We start from the raw sequence: 8727 nt of genomic DNA, 5'->3' as shown, positions 1-8727 counted from the left end.
GTCGCCATCTCGGGCGACGACGAACGTCTGGTCGGCCAGCCGGCCAAGCGCCAGGCGGTCACCAATCCTGAAAACACCATCTTCGCGGTCAAGCGCCTGATCGGCCGCCGCTATGACGATCCGGTGACGGAGAAGGACAAGAAGCTTGTCCCCTACAAGATCGTCAAGGGCGACAATGGCGATGCCTGGGTCGAAGCCGGCGGCAGGAAGCAGTCGCCCTCGCAGATTTCGGCCATGATCCTGCAGAAGATGAAGGAGACGGCGGAAGCCTATCTCGGCGAAAAGGTCGAGAAGGCGGTCATCACCGTTCCGGCCTATTTCAACGACGCCCAGCGCCAGGCGACCAAGGATGCCGGCAAGATCGCCGGCCTTGAAGTGCTGCGCATCATCAACGAGCCGACCGCGGCAGCGCTTGCCTATGGCCTCGACAAGAAGGAAGGCAAGACCATTGCCGTCTATGACCTTGGCGGCGGCACGTTCGACATTTCGGTGCTCGAAATCGGCGATGGCGTGTTCGAGGTCAAGTCGACCAATGGCGACACCTTCCTCGGCGGCGAGGATTTCGACATGCGCCTGGTCGAATACCTGGCGGCCGAGTTCAAGAAGGAACAGGGCATCGACCTGAAGAACGATAAGCTTGCCCTGCAGCGCCTCAAGGAGGCGGCTGAAAAGGCCAAGATCGAGCTGTCGTCGACCACCCAGACCGAAATCAACCTGCCCTTCATCACCGCCGACGCGACCGGGCCGAAGCACCTGACGCTGAAGCTGACGCGCGCCAAGTTCGAGCAGCTGGTCGACGACCTCGTCCAGCGCACGATTGCCCCTTGCAAGGCGGCGTTGAAGGATGCCGGCCTGAAGGCGGGCGAGATCGACGAAGTCGTTCTGGTCGGCGGCATGACCCGCATGCCCAAGATCCAGGAAATCGTGAAGCAGTTCTTCGGCAAGGAGCCGCACAAGGGCGTCAATCCGGATGAGGTCGTCGCTCTCGGCGCCGCCATCCAGGCCGGCGTGCTGCAGGGCGACGTCAAGGACGTGCTGTTGCTCGACGTGACGCCGCTGTCGCTCGGCATCGAGACGCTGGGTGGCGTGTTCACCCGCCTGATCGAACGCAACACGACGATCCCGACCAAGAAGAGCCAGGTGTTCTCGACGGCCGAGGACTCACAGTCGGCAGTGACCATCCGGGTCTTCCAGGGTGAGCGCGAAATGGCCGCCGACAACAAGGCGCTCGGCCAGTTCGACCTGGTCGGCATTCCGCCGGCGCCGCGCGGCGTACCGCAGATCGAGGTCACCTTCGACATCGACGCCAACGGCATCGTCAACGTTTCGGCCAAGGACAAGGGCACCGGCAAGGAGCACCAGATCCGCATCCAGGCATCGGGTGGTCTTTCGGACGCCGACATCGAGAAGATGGTCAAGGACGCCGAGGCCAATGCCGAGACCGACAAGAAGCGGCGTGCGCTGGTCGAGGCCCGCAACCAGGCCGAAGCGCTGCTGCATTCCTCGGAGAAGTCGCTGAAGGAATATGGCGACAAGGTTTCGGAAGGCGAGCGCACGGCGATCTCCGACGCGATCGCGGCGCTGAAGACCGCGACCGAAGGCGACGACGCGGCCGACATCGAAGCCAAGAGCCAGGCGCTGGCCGAGGCTTCTATGAAGCTTGGCCAGGCCATGTACGAGGCTTCGCAGAAGGAAGCGGCGGAAGCCGACGCCAAGGCGGACGCCGCCAAGGACAGTGACGTTGTCGACGCCGATTTCGAGGAAATCGACGAGGACGACGACAAGAAGAAGTCGGCCTGAACCGTTTGACGGCAAGATAAAGCGAAAAGCCCGGCGAAGGCCGGGCTTTTTTGCAACCCCTTGCAGAAAAACAGCGGGCCTTGCTGAAAAAATGCAGGCAAAGCCGCGTCGACACTGGCATCCCCCTTCCATCGCACCTAAATCGAAGCGTCAGTGCCGGCAAGAGACGCAACAATGCTTCAAGACGTTGAGCATCCGGACAGCGGGAAAAAATGAAAGCTGATTTCTACGAGACGCTGGGCGTGCAAAAAGGCGCCGATGAGAAGGAGCTCAAGAGCGCTTTCCGCAAGCTCGCCATGCAGTTCCATCCCGATCGCAACCCCGGCGACCATTCCTGCGAGCACAAGTTCAAGGAAATCAACGAAGCCTACGAGACGCTGAAAGACCCGCAGAAGCGCGCGGCCTATGACCGCTTCGGCCACGCCGCCTTCGAACAGGGCGGCATGAATGGCGGGGCCCAGGGCTTTGGCGCCGGCGGCTTCGCCGACATTTTCGAGGACATTTTCGGCGACATGATGGGCGGGCGCCAGCGCCGCTCGTCGGGCGGCCGCGAGCGCGGCGCCGACCTGCGCTACAACATGGAAATCACCCTGGAAGAGGCTTTTGCCGGCAAGACCGCACAGATCCGGGTGCCGGCGTCGATCTCGTGCTCTGAATGTTCGGGCAGCGGCGCCAAGCCCGGCACCCAGCCCGTCACCTGCTCGATGTGCAACGGCCACGGCAAGGTGCGCGCCACGCAAGGTTTCTTCTCGATCGAGCGGACCTGCCCGCAATGCCAGGGGCGCGGCCAGACGATCAAGGATCCGTGCCCGAAATGCGCCGGCCAGGGCCGCGTCACCGAGGAGCGTTCGCTGTCGGTCAACATCCCGGCCGGCATCGAGGACGGCACCCGCATCCGCCTTGCCAATGAGGGCGAAGCCGGCCTGCGCGGCGGGCCCTCGGGCGACCTCTATATTTTCCTGGCGGTCAAACCGCACGAGTTCTTCCAGCGCGACGGCGCCGATCTCTATTGCAAGGTGCCGATCTCGATGACGACGGCAGCCCTTGGCGGCTCCTTCGAGGTGACGACGCTGGACGGCACGCAGACCAAGGTCAAGGTGACCGAAGGCACACAGAACGGGCGCCAGTTCCGCCTCAAGGGCAAGGGCATGCCTGTGCTGCGCCAGCCCAATGTCGGCGACCTCTACATCCAGACCGCGGTCGAGACGCCGCAGAACCTGACCCGGCGCCAGCGCGAACTTCTGGAGGAGTTCGAACAGCTCTCCTCGCAGGACAATTCGCCTCAATCGAGCGGCTTTTTCGCCCGTATGAAGGATTTCTTCGAGTCTTTCGGCGAGCGTTGATGCACTTTGGCCCGCGTAAGCCGATTTGCCACGCGTAAATCCTTGAATCGCGTCACCCCTTGAGACGCGACGAAAATTATCTTATCCACGACATGCGTCCGGCCGCGCCTTGCCTAGCACCGCTCAGGTGCTAAGTAACTTTGCGGGGAGCGCTGAGGAGAGCTTGCATGACACGTGGCCCTGGACTGCGGAAGGCGCTTGTCGAAAAGTTCGACGACGAACTCAAATTCTTCAAGGGCTGGATCGACAAGCCGAAGACGGTTGGCTCGATCGTGCCGACCAGTTCGATCACCGCGCGCAAGATGGCCTCGATCGTCAATCCTAAATCCGGCCTGCCAGTGCTCGAGGTCGGTCCCGGTACCGGCGTCATCACCCGCGCCATCCTCGCCCAGGGCGTACGCCCCGAAAACCTCTACGCTGTCGAATATTCCACGGATTTCGTTCGTCACCTGCGGCGGCTCTATCCCGGCGTCAACGTCATCGAGGGCGACGCCTTCAACCTCAACGCCACGCTTGGCGACAAGAGCGGGATGATCTTCGATTCCGTCGTTTCGGGCGTGCCGCTGCTCAACTTTCCGGTCGCCCAGCGCATCGCCTATATCGAGAGCCTGCTCGACCGCATCCCGGCCGGACGGCCGATCGTGCAGTTGACCTATGGCCCGATGTCGCCGATCCCACCCGGCCGCGGCAATTATACGGTCAAACATTTCGATTTCATCCTCCGCAACATTCCGCCGACGCAGCTGTGGATCTATCGCCGCGAAGCGCACTAGTGAGAAGGGAATAAGGCAATAGGGGAGTAAGGGAGTAGGGATGAAGGGTTCCATTTCCAGGCTATTTTCTACTCCCATATTCCCTACTGCCCTATTCCCCTATCCTATCCAGCCGTTGATTTGAGCCGTCCTTGGCTGTACCTGTCCGGGAACAAGGGTGGCCAATGGCAGTGATCCCGAAAATCCTCGTCTTCGCCGGCTCGGTGCGCAGCGGCGCCTATAGCGGCAGGGCCGCCGACGTGGCGCAAAAGGAACTCGCCATGCAAGGTGCCGAGGTGACCCGCATCTCGCTCGCCGAATACCCCCTGCCGATCATGGACGAAGACCTGGAAAAGGAAAAAGGCGTTCCCGAAAACGCCCAGAAACTCGGCCGTCTCATCATGGCCCATGACGGGCTGCTGATCGCCACGCCCGAATATAACGGCTCCATTCCGCCGCTGCTCAAGAACACGATCGACTGGGTGAGCCGGGTGCGCAGGGATGGTGGCCGGCCAGTCAGGCCGCTGGCCGGCAAGGTCGTTGGCCTTTGCTCGTCCTCCAACGGGCACTTTGCCGGTATCCGCTGCATCAACCATCTGCGCGCGGTGCTGGTGCGTTGCCAGATGGAGGTGGTGACGCCGGAATGCTCGGTGCCCGACGGCGGTGACGCCTTCGACGAGGATGGAAATTTCCGTGACGAAAGACTGCACAAATCGATGGAGCACCTATGCCGCACGCTGATCGAGACCTCGCGCCTGCTGTCCACCCGGATCGAGGCATGATCGCCAATAGCATGCGCGACCGGCTCATCGTCGGCCTCGACGTGCCGACAGTGAAGCAAGCCGAGCAGGCAGTGCGCGAACTCGACGGCATCGTCTCCTTCTACAAGATCGGCTACCAGCTTGCCTTCGCCGGCGGGCTCGACTTCGCCAGGGAGCTGGCCAGCGGCGGCACCAACGTCTTCCTAGACATGAAGCTGCTCGACATCGACCACACGGTGGCCAAGGGTGTCGAGAACATCGTCAAGATGGGCGTGACCATGCTGACCATTCACGCCTATCCCAAGGCTATGCAGGCCGCCGTAGAGGCGGCCAGAGGCAGCGACCTTTGCCTGCTTGCCGTCAGCGTTCTGACCTCGATGGACGAGCAGGACATGATCGACGTCGGCTATGAGTACGATCCGCATACGCTGGTGCTTAGGCGCTCGGAACAGGCGCTGCATGCCGGCATGGGCGGCATCGTCTGCTCGGCCGCGGAGGCCGAGGCGGTGCGCCGGATCGTGGGACCCGACATGGCGGTGGTGACGCCCGGCATCCGGCCGGCGGGCAGCGACCATGGCGACCAGAAGCGTGTGGTGACGCCGGGCCAGGCGATTCGCAACGGCGCCAGCCACCTCGTCGTCGGCCGTCCGATCATTGCTGCGGCCAACAAACGGGAAGCGGCCGAAGCCATCCTCGACGAGATGCGCTCGGCCTGAGATTTCCAGGAACAAGTTCGGAGACCAAGAAAATGCCCAAAGGATATTGGATCGCTCGTGTCGATGTGCGCGACGCGGAAGGCTACAAGGACTATGTCGCCGCCGCCAAACCTGCCTTCGAGCGCTTCGGGGCGAAGTTCCTGGCGCGCGGCGGCGAGTACGAAAAGGCCGAAGGCCCCGGCCGCGCACGCAATGTCATTATCGAGTTCGAATCGCTGGCTGCCGCACACGATTGCTACCATTCGCCGGAATACCAGCGCGCCGCCGCCATTCGCCAGAAGGTCGCCGACGGCGAAATTGTCCTGGTCGAGGGCGCCTGAGGTCCCCTGCAAGCATAGTTCCGGTTTTAGCCGGAGACGTGCTCAAAATCGGATAGAGCCTGGCGGCGTTTGAAGCCCCGCAGGCTCATTTTACATATCTTTGCTCCGCGATTTCACGGTGATCTGCCTGGCGCAGTTGCCAGGTGCGGAGCCGTGCCGACGAGCGGTCATTCAACGCCGGTCGGATTGCCGGTTGACATGCAGGTATTTACCTGCATATTATGCCTTACAACAGAGTGAGGCAGATGGACGCCGACAAGGTTTTCAAAGCGCTGGGCGACCCGACACGCAGAAGGCTGCTTGACCTTCTGTGCGAGCAGAACGGGCAGACGCTCGGTCAGCTTTGCGATCATCTGGACATGGCCAGGCAATCCGCCACCCAGCACCTCGACCTGCTGGAGGCGGCCAACCTGGTGAGCACGGTCAAGCGCGGCCGCGAAAAACTACATTTCATCAATCCCGTGCCGCTGCACGAAGTCTACGAGCGCTGGGTACGGAAATTCGAACGGCAGCGGCTCAGCCTGCTGCACGACCTGAAGCAGGAACTCGAAGGAGAAGACCAATGACCACCAGAGAGACCACGAGCTTTGTCTACGTGACCTATATCCGCTCGACGCCGCAGAAGGTGTTCGAGGCGATAATCAAGCCCGAGATCGCAAAGCGCTACTGGGGCCACGAGAACGTCTCCGAATGGACGCCGGGCTCGAAATGGGAACACATCCGCGCCAATGACGAACGGACCGTCGAACTCGTCGGCAAGGTCGTCGAGATTTCGCCGCCGACCCGCCTCGTCATCACCTGGGCGAACGCTTCGCAGGCCGACGATCCGTCGAAAACCAGCCGGGTGACGTTCGCCATCGAGGAATACGACACCATGGTGCGGCTGACCGTCAGCCATGACGAGCTCGAGGCCGGCAGCGGCATGGCGAAAGGCGTCAGCCAAGGTTGGCCGGCGGTGCTGTCCAGCCTGAAATCCTTCCTCGAAACCGGCAGCGGCATCGATATTTTCGCCAAGCCGAAATCGGCCTGATGTTGCGACCTCGAGCAGAATCAGACCCGTGGAGAACGATAATGACCAAGCGCTATACCGGCGGCTGCGCATGCGGCGCGATCCGTTACGAGACCAATGACGAGCCTATCTTCCAGAACCACTGCCAATGCAGCGATTGCCAGAAGCGCTCAGGCACCGGCCACGGATCCTACCTGACCTTCGGCCAGCGCACCGATATGGCCATTACCGGGGAGGTGAGCACCTGGCGCGTGGCGGGCGCCAGCGGCAATGAAAAAATCCACACCTTCTGTCCAACCTGCGGAACGCCGGTCTTTCTGATATCCGTCGCCATGCCGGAATTCATAGCGGTCCATGCGGCCAGCCTCGACGATCCGGAACAGTTCAGCCCGCAGATGGTGACCTACACGAGCCACGGCCATGCCTGGGACAAGATGGATCCCGCCTTGCAGGCGGTCGAGCGAATGCCGTAGTGAAACGCGTCCGCCGTCGGCCCGCGATCTGCCGTCGCGCCTTCAGGCCCGATGCTCTTGGCCGATCAGCCGGCTCGCCGCTGTCTCGGCTATGGCATCGGCAAGCTCGAGGCCCCATTGCTGGCGGCAATAGGCGCGGAAATCGAAGCAGGGCAGGCCGGGGCAGACCTCGAACTCGATGAGGTGGACGGTGTCGTCGGCCTCGACCCTGAGATCGATGGAAAACACGTCGCGCAGGCCGAGCCCGCTCATCAGCCGCCCGGCGATCGCACGAATCCTGGCGTCGGCGGCCGGCTGGCTGTCGGCGACCGCGACGAGCTCCGGCTCGGCGTAATGTCCCGCCGCTTTCGCTGCCTCGCCAGTGTCGCCGTAGAGCGCCAGGCTGTCGGCCATGGTCTGGAAATCGGCGCCTGAATCGACAAAGGCCACGCCAAGCACTTCGACTCCCGCGCCCGGCATCAGGCTAAGGAAACTGGCGCGCACGTTGCGGCCGGCGACGTAGGGCTGGACGACGACATCGTCGCGATAGGCCGAAAAGACGCGCCGGCTGAGCTCCAAAGCGTGGGCGAGATCGCTGCAGCGCGACTCCAGCCAGATGCCGATCTTGGCGCCGAGCCGGTTGGGCTTGACGAACCAGCCGGCGGGCGAGGCCGGCGGCTCGACCAGCCATTGGCCGTCACGCGCGAGCCCAGCCTGTGGCACCGGCAGGCCGAGCGCGCCGAGCACGGCGCCGGAGCGGAACTTGTCCTGGCAGAGCGCGAACAGCGCATCGTCGGCGCCGATTGTCTTGAAACCGCCCAGTCGCGCCAAAGCGGGCGCCGCGCCGCCGCGGAAATAGGCGATGCCGTCGGTCAGCGTCCAGACCAGCGTTGTGCTGGGATGCTCGCCGGCGAGCACGCTGGCAGCGTCGTCGAGCCCCACCGGCGCGAACGACAGGCCGCGTGCCTGGCAGGCACGGCCAAGCACGTCGAATTCAGGAGCGAGATCGGTCGACTGCGCCAGATAGGACGCGATTTCGGTTGCGCGCTGCGGCGCATGGCCGTCGGCGACCAGGCGGTCGAAACAAGCCTTTTCCGGCTCATGGATGAGTATCAGTTTCGGCTTACGGCTTGGCATGAGATGAACGATTCCCGGCGGTACGATCACCTACCATCGCATGGTCGAGACGTCAGGCTCTCGCGAAACCGACACGGTGCGGGCGGTGGCGTGACAACGCACCGTCCGACCGTAGAATCCAGTTCGATCAGGCGATCAGCACGCGCGGCTCGAAGCGGCCGTTGACGGGAATATCGAGCAGAAAGGTCATGCCGCCCTGCAGATCCAGCAGACGCTGCTTCTCATCCTTGCCCGACCAGGCGGAGGTGACCGCCAGCCGGTCGGCCTTGGCGCCGACGAAGGCTGGGCAGGATGGCTGCGTCACCGGCATGGCGACCGTGCGGACGAGCTTGCCGTCGGGTCCGTAGGCTTCGATGACGCTGCCGCCCCAGACGGCGTTCCACAGGATGCCGTCGCGGTCGAGCACCGACCCGTCGACATAGCCCTTGGCCGAGCGG

General features: G+C 63.1%; 11 protein-coding genes. 9 read left to right on the top strand and 2 right to left on the bottom strand.

Features of this window, described 5'->3' with window-relative positions; all coding sequences use genetic code 11:
- The 9 genes from dnaK to EN879_RS14550 all read left to right on the top strand — a co-directional run.
- Positions 1-1800 (top strand): molecular chaperone DnaK (gene dnaK, locus EN879_RS14590; protein WP_127274109.1); only part of this gene is annotated, 1800 nt, incomplete at its 5' end.
- A gap of 212 nt (positions 1801-2012) precedes the next feature.
- Positions 2013-3143 carry a molecular chaperone DnaJ gene (gene dnaJ, locus EN879_RS14585; RefSeq protein WP_013528587.1) on the top strand — a complete coding sequence of 377 codons (1131 nt, stop codon included), beginning with the start codon at positions 2013-2015 and terminating at the stop codon, positions 3141-3143.
- A gap of 167 nt (positions 3144-3310) precedes the next feature.
- Positions 3311-3916 carry a phospholipid N-methyltransferase PmtA gene (gene pmtA / locus EN879_RS14580; RefSeq protein WP_013528588.1) on the top strand — a complete coding sequence of 202 codons (606 nt, stop codon included), beginning with the start codon at positions 3311-3313 and terminating at the stop codon, positions 3914-3916.
- A 164-nt stretch (positions 3917-4080) separates the two neighbouring features.
- Positions 4081-4677, top strand: coding sequence for an NADPH-dependent FMN reductase (locus tag EN879_RS14575; RefSeq protein WP_063169676.1), 597 nt, complete (start codon positions 4081-4083; stop codon positions 4675-4677).
- Positions 4674-5372 (top strand): orotidine-5'-phosphate decarboxylase, encoded by a 699-nt coding sequence (gene pyrF, locus EN879_RS14570; protein ID WP_013528590.1) that lies wholly within the window; start codon positions 4674-4676, stop codon positions 5370-5372. The genes EN879_RS14575 and pyrF overlap by 4 nt, the downstream gene beginning before the upstream one ends.
- A gap of 32 nt (positions 5373-5404) precedes the next feature.
- Positions 5405-5692 (top strand): DUF1330 domain-containing protein, encoded by a 288-nt coding sequence (locus EN879_RS14565; protein ID WP_063169675.1) that lies wholly within the window; start codon positions 5405-5407, stop codon positions 5690-5692.
- Between the two features lie 245 nt (positions 5693-5937).
- Positions 5938-6258, top strand: coding sequence for a metalloregulator ArsR/SmtB family transcription factor (locus EN879_RS14560; protein WP_013528592.1), 321 nt, complete (start codon positions 5938-5940; stop codon positions 6256-6258).
- Entirely contained in the window at positions 6255-6722 is a 468-nt protein-coding gene (locus EN879_RS14555) for an SRPBCC family protein (protein WP_063169674.1), read from the top strand. Before EN879_RS14560 ends, EN879_RS14555 begins: the two co-directional genes overlap by 4 nt.
- Positions 6723-6763: 41 nt before the next feature.
- Complete coding sequence (locus EN879_RS14550) at positions 6764-7174, top strand: GFA family protein (protein ID WP_063169673.1); 411 nt, start codon at positions 6764-6766, stop codon at positions 7172-7174.
- A gap of 42 nt (positions 7175-7216) precedes the next feature.
- Here the strand turns inward: EN879_RS14550 and EN879_RS14545 are convergent, their stop codons facing one another.
- Positions 7217-8290, bottom strand: coding sequence for a D-alanine:D-lactate ligase-like protein (locus EN879_RS14545; RefSeq protein WP_063169672.1), 1074 nt, complete (start codon positions 8288-8290; stop codon positions 7217-7219).
- 127 nt (positions 8291-8417) lie between these two features.
- A partial coding sequence (locus EN879_RS14540) for an SMP-30/gluconolactonase/LRE family protein (RefSeq protein WP_164774411.1) occupies positions 8418-8727 on the bottom strand: 310 nt, incomplete at its 5' end.

It is taken from the genome of Mesorhizobium sp. M7A.F.Ca.AU.002.02.1.1 (assembly GCF_003998535.1).
Lineage (GTDB): Bacteria > Pseudomonadota > Alphaproteobacteria > Rhizobiales > Rhizobiaceae > Mesorhizobium > Mesorhizobium ciceri.
The sequence above is the reverse complement of the archived record's forward strand: the minus strand, read 5'-3'. Positions and strand labels throughout refer to the sequence as shown.